Annotated in this window: 22 protein-coding genes; 10 read left to right on the top strand and 12 right to left on the bottom strand. The window is 68.6% G+C overall.

The features are described from left to right. Nucleotides 1-162 precede the first annotated feature (162 nt). The gene (locus VHU88_08460) at nucleotides 163-837 is read right to left on the bottom strand and encodes a GntR family transcriptional regulator (GenBank protein HEX3611702.1); all 675 of its coding nucleotides are present in this window, start codon (nucleotides 835-837) and stop codon (nucleotides 163-165) included. A 121-nt stretch (nucleotides 838-958) separates the two neighbouring features. Here VHU88_08460 and VHU88_08455 point away from each other — a divergent pair, with 121 nt between their 5' ends. The 6 genes from VHU88_08455 to VHU88_08430 all read left to right on the top strand — a co-directional run bounded on the left by VHU88_08455 (nucleotide 959) and on the right by VHU88_08430 (nucleotide 6,883). After that, nucleotides 959-2,233, top strand: coding sequence for an aromatic ring-hydroxylating dioxygenase subunit alpha (locus tag VHU88_08455; GenBank protein HEX3611701.1), 1,275 nt, complete (start codon nucleotides 959-961; stop codon nucleotides 2,231-2,233). Continuing rightward, on the top strand, nucleotides 2,230-3,204 hold the full coding sequence (locus VHU88_08450; protein HEX3611700.1) for a PDR/VanB family oxidoreductase: 975 nt from the start codon (nucleotides 2,230-2,232) through the stop codon (nucleotides 3,202-3,204). The genes VHU88_08455 and VHU88_08450 overlap by 4 nt, the downstream gene beginning before the upstream one ends. Before the next feature lie 11 nt (nucleotides 3,205-3,215). Then, on the top strand, nucleotides 3,216-4,784 hold the full coding sequence (locus VHU88_08445; protein ID HEX3611699.1) for a methylmalonyl-CoA mutase family protein: 1,569 nt from the start codon (nucleotides 3,216-3,218) through the stop codon (nucleotides 4,782-4,784). After that, on the top strand, nucleotides 4,784-5,188 hold the full coding sequence (locus VHU88_08440; protein ID HEX3611698.1) for a cobalamin B12-binding domain-containing protein: 405 nt from the start codon (nucleotides 4,784-4,786) through the stop codon (nucleotides 5,186-5,188). Before VHU88_08445 ends, VHU88_08440 begins: the two co-directional genes overlap by 1 nt. Beyond that, entirely contained in the window at nucleotides 5,185-5,931 is a 747-nt protein-coding gene (locus VHU88_08435; protein HEX3611697.1) for an enoyl-CoA hydratase/isomerase family protein, read from the top strand. Before VHU88_08440 ends, VHU88_08435 begins: the two co-directional genes overlap by 4 nt. Before the next feature lie 73 nt (nucleotides 5,932-6,004). Beyond that, nucleotides 6,005-6,883 carry an alpha/beta hydrolase gene (locus VHU88_08430; protein ID HEX3611696.1) on the top strand — a complete coding sequence of 293 codons (879 nt, stop codon included), beginning with the start codon at nucleotides 6,005-6,007 and terminating at the stop codon, nucleotides 6,881-6,883. 6 nt (nucleotides 6,884-6,889) lie between these two features. Here VHU88_08430 and VHU88_08425 read toward each other — a convergent pair whose 3' ends face one another. Next, nucleotides 6,890-7,228 carry a nuclear transport factor 2 family protein gene (locus VHU88_08425; GenBank protein ID HEX3611695.1) on the bottom strand — a complete coding sequence of 113 codons (339 nt, stop codon included), beginning with the start codon at nucleotides 7,226-7,228 and terminating at the stop codon, nucleotides 6,890-6,892. Between the two features lie 76 nt (nucleotides 7,229-7,304). Between VHU88_08425 and VHU88_08420 the strand changes: the two genes are divergently transcribed. Continuing rightward, entirely contained in the window at nucleotides 7,305-8,120 is an 816-nt protein-coding gene (locus VHU88_08420) for a MerR family transcriptional regulator (GenBank protein ID HEX3611694.1), read from the top strand. A gap of 1 nt (nucleotide 8,121) precedes the next feature. Here the strand turns inward: VHU88_08420 and VHU88_08415 are convergent, their stop codons facing one another. The 8 genes from VHU88_08415 to VHU88_08380 all read right to left on the bottom strand — a co-directional run bounded on the left by VHU88_08415 (nucleotide 8,122) and on the right by VHU88_08380 (nucleotide 15,487). Beyond that, nucleotides 8,122-8,502, bottom strand: coding sequence for a nuclear transport factor 2 family protein (locus VHU88_08415; GenBank protein HEX3611693.1), 381 nt, complete (start codon nucleotides 8,500-8,502; stop codon nucleotides 8,122-8,124). 4 nt (nucleotides 8,503-8,506) lie between these two features. Continuing rightward, a complete protein-coding gene (locus VHU88_08410; GenBank protein ID HEX3611692.1) occupies nucleotides 8,507-9,310 on the bottom strand; it encodes an alpha/beta hydrolase in 804 nt (267 codons plus the stop codon). Beyond that, nucleotides 9,307-10,791 (bottom strand): aldehyde dehydrogenase, encoded by a 1,485-nt coding sequence (locus tag VHU88_08405; GenBank protein ID HEX3611691.1) that lies wholly within the window; start codon nucleotides 10,789-10,791, stop codon nucleotides 9,307-9,309. The genes VHU88_08410 and VHU88_08405 overlap by 4 nt, the downstream gene beginning before the upstream one ends. Before the next feature lie 11 nt (nucleotides 10,792-10,802). Beyond that, a complete protein-coding gene (locus tag VHU88_08400; protein ID HEX3611690.1) occupies nucleotides 10,803-11,603 on the bottom strand; it encodes an SDR family oxidoreductase in 801 nt (266 codons plus the stop codon). A 14-nt stretch (nucleotides 11,604-11,617) separates the two neighbouring features. Next, nucleotides 11,618-12,394, bottom strand: coding sequence for a fumarylacetoacetate hydrolase family protein (locus VHU88_08395; GenBank protein ID HEX3611689.1), 777 nt, complete (start codon nucleotides 12,392-12,394; stop codon nucleotides 11,618-11,620). 6 nt (nucleotides 12,395-12,400) lie between these two features. Beyond that, nucleotides 12,401-13,183 (bottom strand): 2-keto-4-pentenoate hydratase, encoded by a 783-nt coding sequence (locus VHU88_08390; GenBank protein HEX3611688.1) that lies wholly within the window; start codon nucleotides 13,181-13,183, stop codon nucleotides 12,401-12,403. Between the two features lie 147 nt (nucleotides 13,184-13,330). After that, nucleotides 13,331-14,887 carry an AMP-binding protein gene (locus VHU88_08385; GenBank protein ID HEX3611687.1) on the bottom strand — a complete coding sequence of 519 codons (1,557 nt, stop codon included), beginning with the start codon at nucleotides 14,885-14,887 and terminating at the stop codon, nucleotides 13,331-13,333. Between the two features lie 9 nt (nucleotides 14,888-14,896). Then, nucleotides 14,897-15,487 (bottom strand): TetR/AcrR family transcriptional regulator, encoded by a 591-nt coding sequence (locus VHU88_08380; protein ID HEX3611686.1) that lies wholly within the window; start codon nucleotides 15,485-15,487, stop codon nucleotides 14,897-14,899. Between the two features lie 66 nt (nucleotides 15,488-15,553). Here VHU88_08380 and VHU88_08375 point away from each other — a divergent pair, with 66 nt between their 5' ends. Continuing rightward, nucleotides 15,554-15,955 (top strand): nuclear transport factor 2 family protein, encoded by a 402-nt coding sequence (locus tag VHU88_08375; GenBank protein HEX3611685.1) that lies wholly within the window; start codon nucleotides 15,554-15,556, stop codon nucleotides 15,953-15,955. A 15-nt stretch (nucleotides 15,956-15,970) separates the two neighbouring features. Here the strand turns inward: VHU88_08375 and VHU88_08370 are convergent, their stop codons facing one another. Beyond that, nucleotides 15,971-17,080: a hypothetical protein gene (locus VHU88_08370; GenBank protein ID HEX3611684.1), complete on the bottom strand. Its 1,110-nt coding sequence runs from the start codon at nucleotides 17,078-17,080 to the stop codon at nucleotides 15,971-15,973. 108 nt (nucleotides 17,081-17,188) lie between these two features. Between VHU88_08370 and VHU88_08365 the strand changes: the two genes are divergently transcribed. After that, nucleotides 17,189-17,764, top strand: a complete 576-nt coding sequence (locus VHU88_08365) for a mismatch-specific DNA-glycosylase (protein ID HEX3611683.1) — start codon at nucleotides 17,189-17,191, stop codon at nucleotides 17,762-17,764. A 1-nt stretch (nucleotide 17,765) separates the two neighbouring features. On the opposite strand, the gene VHU88_08360 is transcribed toward VHU88_08365, so the two are convergent. Further along, nucleotides 17,766-18,812: an acyl-CoA desaturase gene (locus tag VHU88_08360; protein ID HEX3611682.1), complete on the bottom strand. Its 1,047-nt coding sequence runs from the start codon at nucleotides 18,810-18,812 to the stop codon at nucleotides 17,766-17,768. A gap of 279 nt (nucleotides 18,813-19,091) precedes the next feature. Between VHU88_08360 and VHU88_08355 the strand changes: the two genes are divergently transcribed. After that, a complete protein-coding gene (locus tag VHU88_08355; GenBank protein ID HEX3611681.1) occupies nucleotides 19,092-20,495 on the top strand; it encodes a DUF2254 domain-containing protein in 1,404 nt (467 codons plus the stop codon). Nucleotides 20,496-20,829 lie beyond the last annotated feature (334 nt).

Genomic DNA, 20,829 nt, shown 5'->3' with positions numbered 1-20,829 from the left:
CTGACTTACCGTCACTGTCCACAGCGACCGAGGAACGGAGAACCGGCACAGCGCCGGGGACCGATCACGCCCCGGCGACCACACCATCGCGAAGCCGTCCCAACCAGTCAGCCCGCCAGACACCTGCAATTTCGAGGCTAGGGCGTGTCTGGGAGACATGCCCTACGAGTTGTCGGCGGACCAGAAGGTCTGTACGAAAAGGTCGGCGGCCTTGCGGAGGCTGAGGTGCACAACCTCGCGAGCCGCCTCCCGGTCCTCGGCGGTGAACTCCTTGATCAGCCCGGTCTGCCAGCGGCCGGCGAGTTCGCTCCAGCCCTTCACCTCGAAGGCGAAGTCGGGCAGGAACCGGATGGTGTTCTTCAGAACGTTCGCCAGGCTGGGTGAGTCGGCCGCGCGGTTGATCGCGGTGTGGAAGCGCCAGTTCGCCTGGAATACGCCGTCCTTGTCGTCGGCCTTCTGCGCCTTGCGGTAGTCGGCGTTGCTGGCCTTCAGCAGACTGAGCAGAGCCTCGCTGTGCTTGTCCACGGCGCGGGCGGTCAACTCGCCGGCGATGATCGAGTGTGCCCAGTAGATGTCGCGGATGCCGTCCTCGGTCGTGTTGGCCACCTTGAAGGACCGGTTGACGTCGGCGATGACCATGCCTTCGCTCACCAGACGCAACAACGCTTCCCGGACCGGCATCGTGCTGACACCCAACTGCTCCGCCAGGGCCGCCTGCCGGATGCGCTCGCCCGGCGCCAACTGACGCGACAGGACCATCCGTCGCAACATGGCGGCGACCTGGTCCGACATCGAGGTGTGCTGGACCCGGCCGATCTCGACGCTGCCGATGCTCATCCGCAGATCGTAGCGTGCGATATCAGATCCGGAATCGAGTTGCTCGCGGCGCGCCACACCGCGTTGCTGCGCTATTCGATCTGCGATACAATATCTGAACTGTCCGGAGACGAGGTGGATCATGACCATTGACGACAGGACGCTTCCGGCAACTCCGATCGTCCCACCTCTCACTGCGCCGACGCCGGCTCCCAGCAACGGCAACCGCCCGGGGCTGGGCATCCGGGATCAGATGCCGCCGCTCGGGCTGACCGAGTACTGGTACCCCGCTGTCGCGGTCGCGAAGGTCGGCCGGCGCAAGCCGCTGCGCCGGCAGCTGCTCGGCCAGGACGTGGTGTTCTTCCGCGGCAAGAAGGGCAACGTCGTCGCCCTGACCAACTGGTGCCCGCATCGCAACGCCTCGCTCGGCGCCGGTCAGTGCATCTTCGCCGGGACCATCACCTGCCCGTACCACGGCCTGACCTTCGACGAGACCGGCGCAACCGTCGCATTCCTCGGCGAGGGCGCGAAGTCGAAGTTCGTCGAGCGGGGCAAGGCGGCGGCCCGGTCCTACCCGACCCGCACGCTGAAGGGGCTCGTCTTCATCTGGATGGGGTCCGGCGATCCCGCGCCGATCGAGGAGGACGTGCCACCGGAGTTCTTCGACGAGTCCGCCCTCGTGCAGTTCTCCGAGCAGCAGTGGCAGGCCAACTGGCGCCCCGCGCTGGAGAACCTGCAGGACGCGCACGCCTTCTTCGTCCATCGCAACTCCCTCGAGGTGCTCAGCCAGGACGTATCGGGCCTGAACCTGCTGCTGCACATGGGCGCGGACCGCCCGCCGACGAAAATCGTCAACAGCCGCGCGTTGGTCTTCGAGAACCCACGCTTCTTCGACTTCATCGACTCCCACCAGGAGCGCAAGAGCACCGTGGCGCGCCAGGAGTTCCGCGAGAGCTATCCCAAGCTCGACGGCGCGTTGTGGCCCAGGACCGAGACCCGCCTCAAGCTGGCGCGGGTCATGGGCTTCCTCCGTCGTCACCTGCGGCCCAAGGCCGACTGGCTGGTCGAGGACGAGGAATGGGCTCAGGGCGTGCACCTGCCCACCACGTTCCGGCTGGACTACCAGACCCACATCTACTCGCGAACGGTCACGCCCCGCGATGAGAAACAGAGCTGGGTCTTCTACTACAACACCACCTATCCGAAGAGCCCCCTGCACCGCCGGTACCGCGTGCTGAACTACCGCCTGTACTACAACTGGAAGCAGCACCGGAACTTCTCCGGCCAGGACAAGCGCATCGTCGAGGCGATCGACTACGAGCAGCCGCAGGAGCGCTTCTCCTCCTCCGACGCCTTCCCGCTCGCGTTCCGGCACCTGGTCGTCGAGCACGCCCGCCAACCGCGGAGCACCCGTTGACCGCCCACCTCGACGCAGGCGTGCTGGAGCGTCGCGCCTCGATGCAGCTCGTGGTGCTCGAACGCCCACGCATCGCCGACGGCATCGTCCTGCTCCGGCTCGGTCACCCCGAAGGGCTGTCCCTACCCCCGTGGCAGCCGGGCGCCCATCTGGAGATCGTCCTGCCGTCCGGCCTGATCCGGCACTACTCGCTCTGCGGGGACCCCGACGACCCCGTCACGTACATCGTCGCCGTGCTGCGGGTGGCCGACGGCGACGGCGGATCGCGGGAGATCCACGACACCGACCTCGACGGCCTGCTCCTGGAGGTCCGTGGCCCGCGCAACAACTTCGCGCTGCAGCCCGCGGACCGCTACCTGTTCATCGCCGGTGGCATCGGCATCACCCCGATCTCGGCCATGGTGCGCGAGATCGCCGGCAGCGACCGGCCGTGGCGACTCGTCTACGGTGGCCGCTCGCGGTCCTCGATGGCCTTCCTGAGTGAGCTGGGCGACCTTGCTCCGGTGCAGCTCGTCCCGCAGGACGAGCAGGGCTTGCCCGACCTGGTCGCAGAACTGGGCGCCGCCGCCGCCGGCACCGCGGTCTACGCCTGCGGGCCGCCCGCCCTGCTCGAGGTCGTCACGAAGCTCTGCGCGAACCGCCCGGACCTCACACTGCGTCTCGAGCGATTCACCACGGACGGCTCGACCACGCCGATCGGCGGCGGCGCCTTCGAGGTCGAACTGCGCAGGACCGGGATCGTGCTCGAGGTCCCGCAGGACCGCAGTCTGCTCGACGTCGTACGCGACGTCGTCCGCACCCAGCCGTACTCCTGCGCCGAAGGCATCTGCGGGACCTGCGAAACTGAGGTGCTGGACGGCATCCCGGACCATCACGACGACGTACTGAGCGACGCGGAACGCGCGTCGAACAAGACCATGATGCTCTGCGTCAGTCGTTCGAAGTCCCCTCGCCTGGTGCTGGATCTCTGACCATGGACGAGATGACCACCGACTGCGGCCTGCCGGTCGCCCGCCGCTACGGACCCGGCGAAACCCACGGCCCGATCGGCGAACCCGGCGAATTCCCTTACACCCGTGGGAATTTCCCGGGCGGGTACCGGGACCGCCTGTGGACCTTCCGGCAGTACTCCGGTTTCGGCACCGCCGAGGAGTCCAACGAGAGGTACCGCTATCTGCTCAGCCAGGGTGGCACCGGGCTGTCCGTGGCACTGGACCTGCCGACGCAGTGCGGCTACGACTCCGACTACGCCGAGTTCGAGGAGGAGACCGGCCGGGTCGGCGTCGCGCTGGACACCCTCGCCGACGCGGAGATCCTGTTCGACTCGATCCCGCTGGATCGGATCAGCACCAGCTTCACCATCAACGGGACCGCAGCCATCGTGCTGGCCTTCTACGTCGCCGTCGGGGAACTGCAAGGGGTGCCGCGGGCGAAGCTGCGCGGCACGATCCAGAACGACATCCTCAAGGAGTACACCTCTCGGGGGACCTGGATCTGGCCGCCGAAACCCTCACTGCGCCTGATCGCCGACACCATCGAGTTCTGCGCCGCCGAGGTGCCACACTTCAATGCGATCTCGGTGGCCGGCGCGCATTTCCGCGACGCCGGCGCGAATGCCGCGCAGGAGATGGCGCTCACCCTGCAGGACGGGGTCACCTATTGCGACGAGGTCGTCGCCCGCGGCCGGATGACCATCGACGATTTCGCCCCGCAGATCTCGTTCTTCTTCTACACCCACGGGGACTTCTTCGAGGAGATCGCCAAGTATCGCGCCGGACGACGCCGGTGGGCGACGATCGTCAAGGAGCGCTACGGAGCGACCGACCCGAAGTCGGCCATGTTCCGGTTCGGCGTCGTGTGCGGCGGTGCCTCACTGTACGCACCGCAGGCGCAGAACAACCGGATCCGGGTCGCGTACGAGGCGATGGCCTCGGTGCTCGGTGGTGTCCAGTCGATGTTCACCGCGGCCTGGGACGAACCCTTCGCGCTGCCCACCGAGGACTCCACCACGTTCGCGCTGCGCACGCAGCAGATCCTCGCCTACGAGACCGGCGTGGCGCGCACCGTCGACCCGCTCGGGGGTTCCTATTTCGTCGAGGCTCTTACCGACGCGATGGAGGAACGGCTCGTCGCGATCATGGCCGACCTGGAGAAACAGGGCGGCATGGTCGCGGCGATCGAGAGCGGCTACGTCCAGCGGCTGATCGCGGAGGAGGCGTACCGGCACCAGCTCTCGCTGGAGTCGGGCGAACGCGCCGTCGTCGGTGTGAACCGGTTCAGCAGCGACGAACCGCCGCCGGACACCCAGGGTTACGAGCTGGACGAGAAGAACCGCGAGCGGCAACTGGAGCGGCTGGCCCAGGTGAAGCGGACCCGCGACGCCGAACGGGTTCGCACGACGCTGGCGGCGCTGCGGGTCGGGGCCGAGGTCGACGACCGCAACCTCATGCCACTGCTCATCGACTGCGTCAAGGCCTACTGCACCGTCGGGGAGATGGTCAGCGTGCTCAAGGACGTCTGGGGCGAATTCACCCAACCGGTGTCGTTCTGATGGCCAGGATCCTGATGGCCAAGCCGGGCCTGGACGGTCACGACCGCGGCATCAAGGTCGTGTCGCTCGCGTTGCGCGACGCCGGCTTCGAGGTGATCTACACCGGCATCCGGCAGCGGCCCGCGCACATCGCGTCCATCGCGGTCGACGAGGACGTCGCGGCCATCGGACTCTCGATCCTGTCCGGCGCGCATCTCGGGCTGACCCGCAAGGTGCTGGCCGAACTGGCGGTTCGCGGTGCCGCCGATATCCCGGTGATCGTCGGCGGCACCATCCCGGCCGGCGACGTAGCACTGTTGCGGGAGGCCGGAGCGGCCGGAGTGTTCTCGACCGGGACGACGATCCCGGACCTGGTCCAAGGCGTGCGTGACGTGATCGCCGCCCGCGCGGGGGTGCCGGCATGAGTGAGGTCGGGGTCCGGATCGCGGGCCGCGTCGCGACGATCACCATCGATCGGCCCGGGTCCCGGAACGCGATCGGGTTGGCCACCATCGGTCAGCTGGGCCAGGCACTCGACGAAGTCGCGGCGGCGGACTGTTCGGTGCTGGTGCTGCGCGGCGCCGGGGACCGGGCCTTCATCTCCGGCGGGGATCTGAAGGAACTGAGCGCGATCCGCGACGAGGCCGGTGCGATCGCGATGGCCTCCCGCATGCGGCAGCTGCTCGACCGACTCTCCACCTTCCCGCTCCCGGTGATCGCTGCGGTCAACGGCCATGCGCTCGGCGGCGGGGCTGAGGTCGCCGTCGCGTGCGACATCCGGCTGGCGGCATCCGACGTCCGGATCGGCTTCACCCAGGTGAAACTGGCGATCATGCCGGCCTGGGGCGGCGCCGAACGCCTCGCCGAGCTCGTCGGGCGCAGCCGGGCGATGCTGCTGGTCGCAACCGGCCGCACCGTGGAGATCCACGAAGCCCTGCGGCTCGGGCTCGTCGACGAGGTCGCGGAACGCGCCGAGTTCGACGAGGCCTCCGCCCGGCTGGCCGACGAATTCGCCCAGCTGAGTCCGGAGGCCGCCCGGTCGATCAAGCGCGTGATCGCGTCCGCCCGACCGCACGACCATCCCCATCTGCAGGAAGCAGCCGTCCGGTCGTTCGCCGGCCTGTGGGTCGCGGACGCGCATTGGGACGCCGCCGCGGCGCTGCGATGAGCGAGCTTGCGAGCTCACCGATGAGCCCAGTGCACACCACCTCAGACTCGCACTGGCGACTGCTGGTACGCCCATGAGCCGGTCGACGGCGGAGCTTCCGCTCGAACTCTCCGACGTCACCGTCGACGGGCACTGCCTCGTCGTCGCGCGGCAACGGGCGCCCGAACCGCGCGGCTCGGTGGTGCTGCTGCACGGCGGCGGGCAGACGCGGCACGCCTGGGCGGCCACCACCGCGCGCCTCGGTGCGCAGGGGTGGACGACCGTCGTGTACGACGCGCGCGGCCATGGCGACAGCGACTGGTCGCCCACCCGCGACTACAGTCCCGATGCCCAACTGCGGGACCTGCGTGCGGTGCTCGCCGGCTTCGTCACGGACGCGCCGGTCCTGGTCGGCGCGTCGATGGGCGGGATTGTCGCCTTGTTGGCCGCCGCGGGCGGCGAGGTCGCAGTCCGCGGGGTCGTGCTCGTCGACATCGTGCCCAAGATCGAGGAATCCGGCGCCAAGCGCATCGTGGACTTCATGGCCGCGGCGGCCGACGGATTCGGTTCGCTGGAGGAGGTCGCCGCCGCGATCCGGAGCAGCAACCCGCAGCGCCGACGCGCGGTGAACCTTTCGAGCCTGCGTAAGAACGTGCGGCAGCGCGCGAACGGGCGCTGGTACTGGCACTGGGACCCGGCGATTCTCGACCACCGGACCACTGCCGACCTGCACGACCCACGAGCCCGCCTGCTCGCCGCGGCCGCGCAGATCCGGATTCCCACGCTGATCGTGACGGGAACCGGATCCGACATCGTCAGCGACGAAGGCGTCGCGGAGATGCTGCGACTGGTCCCCCACGCCCGTGCCGTACGCGTGTCCGGCGCGGTGCACATGGTGGTCGGGGACGACAACGGCTCGTTCAGCAGTCGCGTCAGCGAGTGGCTCGACGAGGAATGGCCGATCTCCTCCTGACGCGGGTCAGGGTGCGATCGTCAGGTGCTGGATCTTGCCGTCGCGCAAGGTGAAGTCATGGTTCAGATCCACGACGCCACCTGGGAAGTCGCCTTCAAGGTGGTGAGTGGCGACCCAACGCTCGTCGTCGATCTGCCGGGTCCCGGTGAGCTCAATGGTGTAGGTGTACTCGCCGGCGGCGTTGGTGAGCCAGTCGAGGATCTCGTCCGGGCCGCGACGGGTGTTGCCTTCGTCGGTCACGGTCGCGTCGGCGGCAAACGCGGTGATGGCGGTGTTGACGTCATGGTTCCGGTGCGCGGTCAGATAGCTGGTGATGATCGCCGGAAGTCGCGCTGGGTCGGTCATGCCGCGAGCTTGCGCCCTCCCGGCGGGAGGGTCAACAGCTGGACCCTCCCGCCGGGGGAGGGTGGAGACTACGCGGATGCGGGCAGGTTTGACGATCGGCGAGTTCGCGCAACTGACCCACCTGAGTGTGCGGACGCTTCGGCGCTACCACGACGGCGGTCTGCTGGAGCCTGAGCGGATCGATCCGAGCAGTGGTTACCGCTACTACACCAGTGAGCAGATCCCCGCCGCGCAGGTCATCCACCGGCTGCGCGAGCTTGGAATGCCGCTGGCGGATGTCCGGGAGGTGCTGGCCACCGGCGATCCGGACACGCGGGCCGAACTGCTCGCCGGCCACTTGGGTCGCATGGAGGACGAACTCGACCGCACCCGCGCTGCCGTCCGGGCTCTGCGGCGACTGCTCCAACCCGAACCGGCGCCGATCGGCATCCGGCTGCGGTCGGTTCCCGCTCAGCAGGTGGCTGCGGTCCAGGACACCGTGGACATCGACGACGTCCTGGCCTGGTACTCCGGTGCGATGGCCGAGTTGGACGCGGCGCTGCCCGGAGCGGTGGATGCCGGGCCGCCCGGAGGGATGTACGAGAACGAGCTGTTCACCGACGAGCGCGGGCACGTTCTGGTCTACCGGCAGGTGCGCGACATCCCGGCGCTCGGCCGGGTGCAGCCCGTCGTCCTGCCCGCCGTCGAGCTCGCAGTGACCATCCACGTCGGCGACCACGACGACATCGCGGTTACCTACGGAGCACTCGGCACTTATGTGACGGACCATCACTTCGCCGTGGCCGGCCCCGTCCGGGAGAGCTACCTCGTCGGCCCGCGGGACGGCACCCCACCCGCGTCCTGGCGAACCGAGATCGGTTGGCCCGTCTTCCGGTTGGGCACCGGCGGCTAGGTCAGCCGCGCAGGACCTGCTCGGCGTGCAGCGTGTCCCCGTACTCCCAGATCGCGGTCAGTCGGTCCTCGTCGGCCTCGAACAGGAAGTGGTAGGCGTTGGCGTAGACCGCGCCATTGGGCAGATCGGCGTGGCACTCGACCTGGGCCGCGACGCGAGTCCCCTCGATCGTCAGCCCGGTGATGGTGAACGCGATTCCCTTGCCGAACAGGGAATCTGCGGCCTTGCGATAACCGGCGAACCACGCGTGCATCGGTACAGCGCTGCGCTTGGACAACATCCAGTACGTGCCGTCGACGGCGAGCAGTCGCTGCGCATCATCGAGCCGGCCGTCGGACAACGCGTCGAGATAGCCGCGCACCAGGTGTTCGGGGTGTGCCATCGCCTCATCCCTGTCGCAGGAACTCCAACACGGTGCGGTTCCAGTCCGCCGGGTTCTCGTAGTAGGCCGAGTGGCCACCGGAGAGTTCGACCATCGTGGCGTCGGGCATGGCGGCGACCGCCGGCACCAGCGCAGCGGGCGGGCAGTGCGGGTCGTCGCCGGCCATGATCACCAGCGTGCGGGCGGCGAGCGTGGCGAGCCTCGGCAGCGGGAAGGAGTCGGCGGCCATGGCCTCCAGCACGGCCAGCGGCGAGGGTCGCGCGCCGAAGCTGGAGATCTGGTTGTAGAGCACGCCCAGGTCCGGCTCGGCAAGGCAGAACAGGACGCTCAACACCGGATGCTCGTGGCGGTTCGTCCGGTCGTGGGCGGGCTCCGCGGTCCGGAGCCTCGCCACGTAGGTCGGGTCGGCTCCGGCCAACGTGGTGGAGAGCACGAGCGTTTCGATCCGGTCCGGGTGCTCGAGTGCGAACCCGAGCGCCACGTAGCCGCCCAACGACTGCCCCAGCACCGTGACGCGGTCGAGGCCGAGGTGGTCGAGCACCGCAAGCAAATCGCGCCGCGCGGCCACCGGGCCGACCTCGCCGGAGACCAAGGTCGAGTTGCCGAAGCCGCGCATGTCCCAGGTGATCACCTGGTGCTCCGCGGCGAACGCCTCGATCTGGCGCCACCAAATTGCGTGGTTCCCGCCGAGCCCGTGGCAGAGCACGAGGGGAGGACCGGCGCCGGTGACCTCGTAGTAGATCCGTTCGCCCTCGGAGTCGACGTAGCCGACGGACCGGCGCAGCCCGGTGTCGGCCAGGCTGGTCACCCCGCGTCCGTGAACGTACCAAGTTGACCGTCGGCCGGCGGCGGGTAGATGGCCTTGATCTCGGTGTACATCGCCAGGCCTTCCGCTCCGAACTCGCGGCCGATTCCGGAGGCCTTGAAGCCGCCGGACGGCGCCAGAAAATCGGCGGCGAAGTTGTTGATCCCGAGGATTCCGGCCCGGATCCGCCGTGCGATGTCGTTGCCTCGATCCACGTCGGTGGTCCAGACCGAACCCGCGAGCCCGTACTCGGAGTCGTTGGCGATCCGCACCGCGTCGGCCTCGTCCTCGTAGGGGATGACCGTGATCACCGGGCCGAAGATCTCCTCGCGGCAGAGCCGCATCTCGTTGTGGGCGTCGGCGAAAACGGTCGGCCGGACGTACCAACCGGTGGGCTGGTCGGCCGGGCGGCCGGTGCCGCCGATCACGGCCTTCGCACCCTCGGACTCCCCGAGAGCGATGTAGTCCTGCACCCGGCTTTGGTGTCGCTGCGAGACCATCGGGCCGATCTCGACGGTGGGGTCAGCGGGCTCCCCCACCTTCATCGATCGGACCGTCTCGACGACGGCGTCGAGCACGTTCGCGTATTTCGTGCGGCTGGCCAGCACCCGGGTCTGGTTGGTGCAGCCCTGACCGCTGTTGATGATCGCGGCCAGCTTCAGGCCCTGCGTGACCACACCGAGGTCGGCGTCGTCGAGCACGACGGCCGCGCTCTTGCCGCCCAGTTCGAGACTGCACCGCTTCAACTGTTCGCCGCAGATCCGGGCGATCGTGCGGCCCGCGGCGGTGGAGCCGGTGAACGCGACCTTGTCCACGTCGGGATGCGAAACGAGGTGCTGACCGGCCTCACGTCCGCCCGGGACCATGTTGAACACCCCTGCGGGCAAGCCAATCTCGTCGATGAGCTCGGCAAGCAGGTAGGCATCGAGTGGAGTTTCCGGCGACGGCTTGAGCACCACACTGCAGCCGGCGAGCAGGGCCGGGATCACCTTGGGCATGGTCACCATCTGCGGGACGTTCCACGGCACGATGGCGGCCACGACCCCAACCGGCTCGCGTCGGATCGTGACCGACGGTACGAACACCCCGGGGCGTTCGGCTTCCCAGTCGAGATTGCGGGCCAGTGTCACGAACGCGCTGATCGCCAACCAGGACGCGCCCGCCTGCGCCGCCATCGCGAACGAGATCGGGCTGCCGTTCTCGGCGCTGATCACCTCGGCGATCTCGGGAACCCGCTTCTCGTAGGCGTTGGCGAGTCGCTCGACTGCGTCGATCCGTTCGACGACCGGCGTACGCTGCCACTCCCCGGCCTCGAAGGAGCGCCGGGCGGCGTCAACCGCTCGGTCCATGTCCGCGGCGGTCCCGTCGGGCACCGACGCGATGACCTGCTCGGTGTGCGGGGAGATAACCTCGATCCGCTCGCTTCCTCCGGGCTCACGCCAGCCGCCGTCGATGTACAACCGGTCGTAGCTGCGCACGGACATCGGAGTCTCCTCTACCACGCGCTGCGGTGCTGACCACCGTCGACCGCGATCAGTTCGCCATTGATGAAGCCGCCGTACTCCGAGCACAGGAACGCGATGGTCCCGGCCATCTCTTCGGGTCGGCCCACCCGACCGGCCGGGATGCCCGCGGTCAGCGATGCCTGCACCGCCTCGACGGGCAGGCCTTTCTCCGCCGCCACGCGGGCGAAATACCCGAGCATGCGGTCGGTTCCGATGTAACCGGTGCCGATCGAGTTGATCGTGACGCCGTCGCCGGCGAACTCGTTCGACAGCGACTTGTTGAGTGCGACCACCGCGGCCCGGCCGGTGTTCGCGAGAATGTGGGCCAGTTCGCGGAACGGCTCCTTGGCCGAACTGGAGTTGATGTTGACGATCCGCCCCCACTTCCGGGCACGCATGTGCGGGATGACCTCCCGGCACAGGTAAACCATGCTCATCGTCATTTGCTGATGGGCCGTCATGAAGTCTTCGTCGGCCACGTCGAACAGGTAGCCCGTGCCCGGCCCGGCGACGTTGGCGATCGCGATGTCCGGCGAGCCGAACGCCTCCACCGTCTCGGCGATCGCCCGCTGGACGTCGGCCTTGACGGTCAGGTCACCGGCGACCCCGATCGCCTGCCCACCGGCCGCCTTGATCGCGGCCACGGTGTCGTCGATGGATTCCTTGTCCTGCTCCAGCGCCGCCACGGCCACCCGGCAACCCTCCGCGGCGAGCAGTTCGGCCGTGGCCCGGCCCATGCCCATGCTCCCGCCGGAGACGAAGGCCACCTTGCCTGCGATCCCGAGATCCACGACCAATCCTCCGCTCAGACGACCTGCACGGCCACGCGCCCGAGATGGGTGGCGTGGGCCTCGTAGGTGAAGCCCGCGGCGAGTTCCGCAGGCTCGGTGACGGCGCCGGTGAACAAGACAAAGCCTGTGGGCAACGCCATTCCGAGGCGCGCGGCCTGATTCGCCAGCACGGCCACCGCGCGGGCCGGATGGCCGAGCACCGCCGCACCCGCGCCCGATGCGAACACCTCGCCGGCCCGCTCGATGAGCACGCCGGTCAGCGCAAGGTCGCACGACCGCGATCCCGGGGCCGGCGGCCCCACGACGAACCGGCCCGCGCTCGCGTTGTCCGCCACGGCGTCGACAGCCGCGCCCCGCGTCTCGTACCGGGTGCTCGAGATGTCCAGCCCTATGCACACCCCGGCCGTCGCGGCCAGGACGTCGTGGACTCCGACGCCGGGCCCCACCAACTCCGCACCGAGGACGAAGACAAGCTCGGCCTCGATGCGCGCGGCATTCAGACTCGCGGCCGCGACGGTCGAGCCGTCCGCCACCTCCATCGCGTCGGTGAGCCAGCCGAAGATCGGTTCAGTCGCACCCGTACGAGCTTGTGCCGCCGGCGAGACGAGCGCCAACTTCGCGCCGATCAACCGCTCGCCGCGGGCCTGACGCCGCGTCAGGTTGTAGTCGCGGATCGCGACGGCCTCGGCCATGTCCAATTCCTGATCCAGCCTGACCGGTCCAGCTCCGGTCTCGGCGGCCAGCAATGCCTCCGCGCGATCGGCGAGGGTCAGGGAGGGCGAGATCGTCACGGTTGCCTACTCGAAGTGCGCACTGACGTGGCCGAGTTCGTCGAAATCGGCGCGGAAGGTGTTCCCCGGCTTGATGTCGTACGCCCGCGTGCACGACCCGGGAAGGATGACGTGGCCGGCTTCCAGCGTCACCCCGAACGTGGCGACCTTGTTGGCCAGCCAGGCGACCGCGGTGGCCGGGTTGCCCAGCACCGCGCCCGAGGAGCCCGTCGCGATCACGGCGCCGTCGCGACGGAGCACCGCGCCCAGGTTCCGGACGTCGACACGTCGGACCGACGTGGGCCGACCGCCCAGCACCACCAGTCCGGATGACGCGTTGTCCGCGATCGTGTCGACCAGGCCGATCTTCCAGTCCCGGATTCGGCTGTCGATGATCTCCAGGGCCGGGCAGACGAACTCGGTGCACCGCAGCACGTCGGCGACGGTGCAGCCCTGGCTGGGCAGCGTGGCCCCGAGCACGAAGGCGACCTCGACCTCGACCCGGGGGTAGAGCAACTTCGAGGCGTCGATCGGGGTGGACTCGAAGGCGAACATGTCGTCGAGCAGGTGGCCGTAGTCGGGCTCGTGGACGCCCATCATCCGTTGCATCGCGCGCGACGAGAGCCCGACCTTGTGCCCCTTGACCAGGGCCCCGTTCGCAACCCGGCGCCGGATGTTGGCCAGTTGGATCTCGTAGGAGTCCACCACGTCCAGGTCCGGATAGGTGCCCGTCAGCGGATCGATCGGGCGGAGCTCGCGCTCCGCGGTCGCCAATGCCGAGGCGGCCACTGCCCTGGCTTCGGCATTCATCGACAGCAACCCTCCCGCTCCGGGACAACGGCCCTTAGAGTAGCGGATATCGGCGATATCGTATAGCGGGTTCGCAGTGGGCGGAGCTGGAGCATCACCGTGAACTTCTGTGCACCGCCCGGAACGCAGGCCGCTGAGCCTGGGCCGCTAGGTGTGCCGCAAAGTGTCCGTGGTGACGCCGCGCTTGCGCAGCAGGTATTTCGCGATCTTCCCCGTGTCCGAGCGCGGGAGTTCGTCGAGCACCTCGACGTAGCGGGGCGCGGCGTAGGAGGGCAGGCGGGCGGCGGCGAACGCGGCAAGCTCGCCCGGGTCGAGGAGTGCGCCCGGCCGCGCGACCACCGCGATCATCACGTCGTCCTCGCCCTCGGCCGAGGGCACCGCGTAAGCGGCTGCCTCCAGCACGCCCGGGTGCTTGCCCAGTACGGACTCGACCTCCGCCGACGAGACGTTGTGGCCCCGCCGGCGGATGTGATCGGACTTGCGCTCGACGAAGTAGAGCTCACCGTCCTCGTCCAGGCTCACGAGGTCACCGGTGCGGAACCACCCCGAGTCGGGACTCTCCGACCCGGCGATCGCGTCCAGGTAGCCCTCGAACATCACATTGCTTCGGCGGGGCCGGATCAACAGTTCGCCCACCGATCCGTTCGGGACCTCGTGGTCGCTCTCGTCCACGACGCACAGTTCGAGGTCGGGATGGGCCGGACCGGAGCTGCCGGGCTTGTCCGTCCGCCGCGCGTCGCCCATCGTCGCCGGCATCACCTCGGTCTGGCCGTACATGGAGACGACCGCCTCCAGCCCGAACCGGTCGCGGAAGGGCTTCCACAGCTCTCCGTTCAGCGGCACCGCCGTCCAGACCCGCGCGGGGTTGTCCGCGTCATCAGACTGCTCCGGCCGGTTCCACAACCACAGGTGCATCGGGCCGACCGTGCACAGCTGGGTCGCGCCGTGCCGCCGCACGTCCGACCAGAAGGTCTCGCTGGAGAACCTCGGGCCGATGACGACGGGGCGACCCACCATCAGTGAACTCCACACGCTCAGTGCCCAGGCCGCGGCGTGGAACATCGGTGTGCAGAGGTGGAACACGTCGGCCTGGTTCACCGCGCGCCCCCGGCACGTCACCTCGGCGCCGGTGATCCACGCCTCGTGGCTGGAGACGACGCCCTTGGACCGCCCGGTCGTCCCGGAGGTCAGGAGGATCGAGACCACGTCGCTCGACCGCTGGTCGACCGGGGACACCCGGCCGGCTGGAATGACCAGGTCGCTCAGCAACGCGACTCGATACTTGCGGTCCGGCCACCCAACTACCGAGGGCGCGACCACCAGGGCCGGTTCGCACTCCTCGAAGGCCGCCCCGGTCGCTTCGTCCAGCTCGAAGTCGATCACGATGACGTCCGGTCGCAGCGTCTGCAACATCGCGGCGAGGTAGGGGCCGTGGAACTCCGGGTTCAGCGGGATGTAAACGGCGCCGACGCGGATCAGGCTGAGCACCAGAACCACGTACTCGGCCGAGTTCTCCAGGAACAACGCGACCCGGCTACCGCGGCCGACGCCGAGCCGCTGCCAGCCGGCCGCGTACGTCTCGGTCAGCTCGTGCGTCTCGCCGAACGACCAAGCGCGCGCGTCGGTGAGCAGCCAGGGCGCCTCCGGCCGGGTGCTGGCCCAACCGGGCAGGAGGTTGCTGAGCACACGCGGGTCCTGCGTCATCGGCACCACCTAAGCCCGCAGCGGATGCTGCATCCATTCGGGCAGCAGCTCCAGCAGTCGAATCGATGCGTGATCACGGGGCAGGTCGCCGCTGAGCACGGCGGCGAAGACGGCGGTCATGCCGCCGGCGATGTAGGTCTCCTCCGCCGCGGCTTCGGCGCCCTCCGCGGCGGCCGAGTCGTCGAACTCCACCCGGAACGAGTGGACCTGACGGCGGATCACTTCCCCGACGCCGGACAGCCCCGAGGAGGCAACCCACGCCGAGGCGATCCGGTAGAGCCCAGGGTGGGCGTCGAAGAACTGGAGGATGTTGTCAAGGGTTCGGGCACCGACCACCTCGGGCCGGAGTCCTTCGTGACGGCCCCGGTAGTCGACCTCGCGCAGCCGTTCCAACTGCTCGTCGATCGCGTCGACCGCCAACTGCTCGACGGACTCGAAATGGTTGTAGAAGGTCGCCCGGTGAACGTTGGCCGCCCGGGTGACCGTCGAGACGTTGGGCGTGGCGTCGGAGGCCTCGCCCAGCCGGCCGATCGTGGCGATGAGGGCGGCCCGCGAGCGCTCCGCTCGCGGGTCCTCGGTGCGATCCAGTGCCTGAGTCATCGATCGGGAGCGTAAACTACTAATCGACACTTGTCGATTAGTTTCTTGAGTGCCAAGCTGACCGTCATGACCGCTATGCCGATCGAGTCGACAAGAGCAGTCGTCGACGCCTGGTACGACGCTGCGCTCCGGGGCGATCTGACGGCGATCACCGCCCTGCTCGACCCGGATGTCGTGATCCACGAGGCCGATTCCCTGCCCTACGGCGGCGAGCACGTCGGCCGCGACGCCGCGCTGGCGCTGCTCGGCACCTTGTTCGCCGGCGTCGACCGGGACGCCGTGGTCATCGAGCAGATCATGTGCAACGACGTCGCGGCGGCGGCCATGCTCCAGGTGCCGTTCAAAGCACCCGACGGCACGAACGCGGTCGTGCTGGTCTGCGAGACCTTCGAGATCCGCGCCGGGCAGATCACCCGCGTCCGGCCCTACTACTTCGACACCGCCGCGCTCCTCGCCGCGATGGCCTGACCCCGCCGGTCGGCGCTACCCGAGCTTGGACGGCCGCAGGCCGTACCGACCCCCGAAGGCCGGTAGGTCGTTGAGGGTCTGGTAGCCGGGTGCGGACTGGACAACAGCTGCAATCGAGTTCACACAGCGGGCCGCGGTCATGACAACCGCGTCGTCGAGCGCGGTGCCGGTGCCGCCCGGCTGACCGAGCGGGAAGTCCCCGCGGTACGGCGGCATCGCGTCCATCTCGATCCGATAGCCGCCCTGGTCTCCGATGGTCGGCCAATCGGGAGCCATGTCCGGGCCCATCCGGTTGACGTGATTGATGGTGATGCGGTCCTCGCCGTCGACGACGCCTGCCAAGCTCCACAGGGTCGCGCCGATGGTCCCGGCCTCGATGTGAGTGCCGCCGGCGACCGTGAACGTACGCGGCGAGAGGTAGAAGTCGGCGTCCAGGCGGATGTCCTCGAGCTCCACGCCCAGGGCATCCGCGATCAGCCACGGTGCACATCCCCAGGATGCGCGCAGTGACTCCATCATGGTCGCGTCAAGATCCTGCGGCCGCATGCCGAAGCCGAGCTCGTTCATCACCGCGGGGACCGGATAGTTCGAGTAGTCGATGAATTCCCAGGTCCGGACCTGGGACAGGGCCGCGACCGAACTGGTCATGACTGCGGCCAGCGCATCGCAGATGAACCCCGGATCGACCCCGGTGAAGAAGACGCTCGACCCGCCCTTGGCGCACGCCGCGTTGAGCCGAGCGATCAGCGATGCGCCGTCGGCGAGGTGCCGGTAGTGCATCGCCGCGGCGATGGGGCTGACCACGTTCTTACCGCTCTCCAGGACCGGCACCAGCTCGTCGACCCAGGCGGCCGCTGGACTTCCCGGGATCGTCGGGTCCTTGAGTGAGACACGTGGCATGAAGACCACCGCGTCGGCTTCGAGCGCGAGAAGCTCGTCGACGGCCGTGGTCGCGAGCACTCCGACCGGCTCGCGGCCGGCCAGCTCACCGGCGTCGACTCCCACCTTCGCGGCCGTGCCGCACTTGACTCCGACCAGCTCGAGCCCCGTGGCGTCCAGCACCTGTCGCAGCGCCCAGGTGCCGACGCCGCCCACACCCCACTGGATGACCCGATACGGAGCCATGGTCAGTTCCTCTCCCAGGTAGTTTGGATATAATATATCATGTCTGCTAAATGAAAGGCCACCAAGTCCCGGTGTTCGGGGTGCGCCGGGAGGGGGCATGCTCTGCGCATGGGGTTCAGCGCGGCGCACTTGGCGACCTACCGCGGCGCCCGCCTGCCCGACCTGCTCGGGCCGAACGTGCGACTGCTGTTCGTGGGGATCAATCCGGGCCTGCTGACCGTCGCGGTTCAGGCGCACTTCGCCCGGCCGGGCAATCGGTTCTATCCCGCGCTGTACCGCGCGGGGATAACCGATCGGTTGATCGTCGCCAAGGACGGCTACCTACCGGACGACGTGGCTCACCTGACGGAACGCGGCGTCGGAATCACCAACGTCGTCGAGCACGCGACCGCCCGCGCCGAGGAACTGACTGGACCGGAATTGATCGCCGGCGGACTAGCACTGGTGGAGCGGGTGGCCCGTGTCCGACCTGCGGTGGTCGCGGTGCTCGGACTGACCGCCTACCGCGTCGCGTTCGACCGGCCGAAGGCCGGAGCAGGTCGCCAACCCGAAGACATGTCGGGGGTGCAGTTGTGGGTCGCCCCGAATCCCAGCGGGTTGAATGCTCATGCCAGCCTGGACAACCTGGCCACGGCCTACCGGGAGATCGCGACGGCCGCCGGGATCGACGTCCGGCAGATCTGAACTACACCGGCTTGTCGTGCGGTGTTCCCACTTCACGCAGGTTACGAAGTGCCAGCACGAGGGAGTCCGTCAGGGACTCGCTGGCGTACGGCAGGCCGACGTCCGCACAATGTGCCCGCACGACCGCACCGGCACGGCGCAAGTTCGGGCGCGGCATGCTCGGGAACAGGTGATGTTCGATCTGATGGTTCAGCCCACCCAGCAGCCAATCGGTCGTGACGCCGCCTGAAACGTTGCGCGTGGTGAGGACCTGTTTGCGAAGGAAGTCCCAACGCGAGCCGTTCGGCGGCATCGGCATGCCGGTGTGCCCGGGGACGAACGCGATTCCCAGGTGCAGGCCGACCAACGCCTGGTGGGCGGCCACGAAAACGGCAGCCCGGCCGGGACCGAGGATGAACAGCAGGCCGCCGAGGTAGGCGAACAGGTGGGCGAGCTGCAACACCAACTCCCGGGGCCGACGAACCGCCCGGAGGCCCGCGACCCGCAGGTTCAGCGCCTCCAGCAGCAGCAGCGGGAACAACAGCTCCGCTTGGTGTCGCGCGGCCCAGACACCGAATCGGCCGCGCCGTTCCCCGGCCTGCTCCTTGGTCCAGATCACCACACCGGGCGCGACATCTGGATCCTCGCCGACCAGGTTGGGATTGGCGTGGTGCAGGGCATGCTTGGTGGCCCACCAGCGCGAGCTGAATCCAGTGACCACATCACCCAGACACAGCGCGAGCGCCCGGTTGACCCGCGCTGTCCGGGCAACCTGACGGTGGCTCACATCATGGCCGAAGAAGGCGAGCCGGGTGGTGAACAGTGCGGCTGGTGCGGCCAGGAACAGCGCCCACCAGGTCTTGCCGACGGCCCAAACGGCGGCCCAGACGCCGATGAAGGCGGCGAGATCGACCAGGAGCAGAACCGTGTAACGCAGCCGCCGCGGCCGCAACAATCCGCGTGCCACCACCACCTTCCGCAAGGCGGCGAACTCGGTGCCGGAGGACGCGGCCCGCTGCCGGTCCACGGAGCGTTCGGGGCGGCCCTGCTCGTGCGGTGGCGCCGTCATGGCGATGCAACCTCTCGGCAGAGCCCGCGAGTCGCGAAACCGCGTACGAGCGTCGCCAAGGTTCTGGAGCAACACCTGGCCCGAGGGGCGCCGGACCTGTCTTGAGACTACGGCCTTTTCGGGATTGCGGATACGCGACCGCGCCGCCCGCCGCCACCGGATGGGTCGACAAGCCCGTGATCTGCGTCAACGGGTCCAGGACGGAAGGATTTATGTCCCACCCGGCGGATTGCCTGCGGCGGTAGGCTCGTGCCCGGAGCGCCGGGAAGCCTGGTCGGCATGTCGTCGACCCATGCCGAGGTATTGATGAGCGGCACGCCGCCCCGTTTGCTCCCCGCGCTGTCGGACTGGCGCCGCGAGGCGATGCGGACCAACCTGTGGCTGGTACCCAGTATCGAGACTGCGGCTGCCGCAGCCCTGTTCGCCGTTACCGTCACGATGGACCGGTCGGTGTACGGCGGAAGTCTGGCCCTTCCGGGTTGGGTGAACAACGGCTCGGCGGACGCCGCCCGCACGATCCTCACCGCGATCGCCGCGGCCGTGGTAACCGTGGTCAGCCTCGTGTTCTCGATCACGATCGTCGCGTTGACACTCGCGTCGAGTCAGTTCGGTCCGCGGATGTTGCGCAACTTCATCCGCGACCGGACCACTCAGCTGACGCTGGGTACCTATGTGGCCACGTTCGTCTACGCCGTCCTGGCACTGGCGTCGATCGGCCCGGGTGGCCACGGGGACTTCGTCCCGCACCTGTCCATCACCGTTGCGCTGGGGTTGCTGCTGATCGACGTCGGGGTCCTGATCATCTTCATCCACCGGATCGCAGTGTCGATCCAGCTGCCCCAGGTGATCGCCGGGATAGCCGACGAACTGGCCGAGGCCATAGATCTCGAGTTCCGTCCGGCAGGCAAAGCGGTCGTGCCGCTGCAGAGCGGCCTGTCTGTCACCGAACTGGCATTACGGATGGCCGAGTCGGGCGCGCCGGTCCCCGCCGCTCGCAGCGGCTATCTCCAATTCGCGGCCCACGACGCATTGGGCGATCTGGCCACCCGACACGATGCGGTGATTGCCCTGGCCCACCGGCCCGGTCATTTCGTGGTGGAGGGCCTGCCGTTCGCGACCGTCTGGCCACCGCAGGCCGCGGCTGCCGTGGCGGCGGCGGTCGCCCGGGGGAACTTCACCGGACCGAACCGGACCCTGGCCCAGGACCTCACCTTCGCGATCGACCAACTGGTCGAGATTGCCCTCCGAGCCTTGTCACCTGCGGTCAACGACACGTTCACTGCACTGACCTGCATCGACTGGCTCGGTGACGGCTTGGGCAGGCTGAGCGCCAAGTGGCAAGCCCCCGAGCCACGGCGGGACCGGCAGGGCCACATCCGGGTGATCCCGGCCGAGACCCGCTACGAGCGATTCGTGCAACGCGCGTTCGACAAGGTCCGACAGGCGGCGACCGGCATGCCGGCGGTGCTGATCCGGCAGCTCGATGCGCTTGCCCGGATCGGCGCCAAGGTACCGGCCGGTCTGGACCGGGGGGTGTTGATCGAGCAGGCGGAGTTGATCCGGCGGGCGGCCGAGTCATCCGTCTCCGAGCCCGCGGACCTGGCCGACGTGCTGCGGCGGTACGACCTGGCGATCGCCGTACTCAAATCCGACCCGGGCGAGGGCAGCGGAACCTCGAAATGAGGACTGCCCGTCAAGGACGCGTACCGATCCCGGGCAACTGCGTCAGGGTCGCGTAGCCAGGTCTTGGTTGCCGCCCGGGTCCGACCTAGCGTCACCGACAGGGCCCGACCCGACGCCGGCGTCGGTGTCCGGCCCCGGTATCTGAACTGACGGGCCGTCAGGCGGAGAGCTGTCGCCACCGAAGGTGAGGACCGTCACAACTCAGGTGTCAGCGACTTGTTGACACATCCAACGGGGGAAGGAGTGACGATGTCCAAGAAGAAGGGCAAGAAGAGCAAGAAGAAGTGAACAAGGTCGTCGGCGACGACCGCCTCCACGGCAGGTCGTCGCCGAC

Source organism: Sporichthyaceae bacterium (genome assembly GCA_036269075.1).
Classification (GTDB): Bacteria; Actinomycetota; Actinomycetes; order Sporichthyales; family Sporichthyaceae; genus DASQPJ01.
This window is presented reverse-complemented; position numbering and strand designations above follow the sequence as displayed.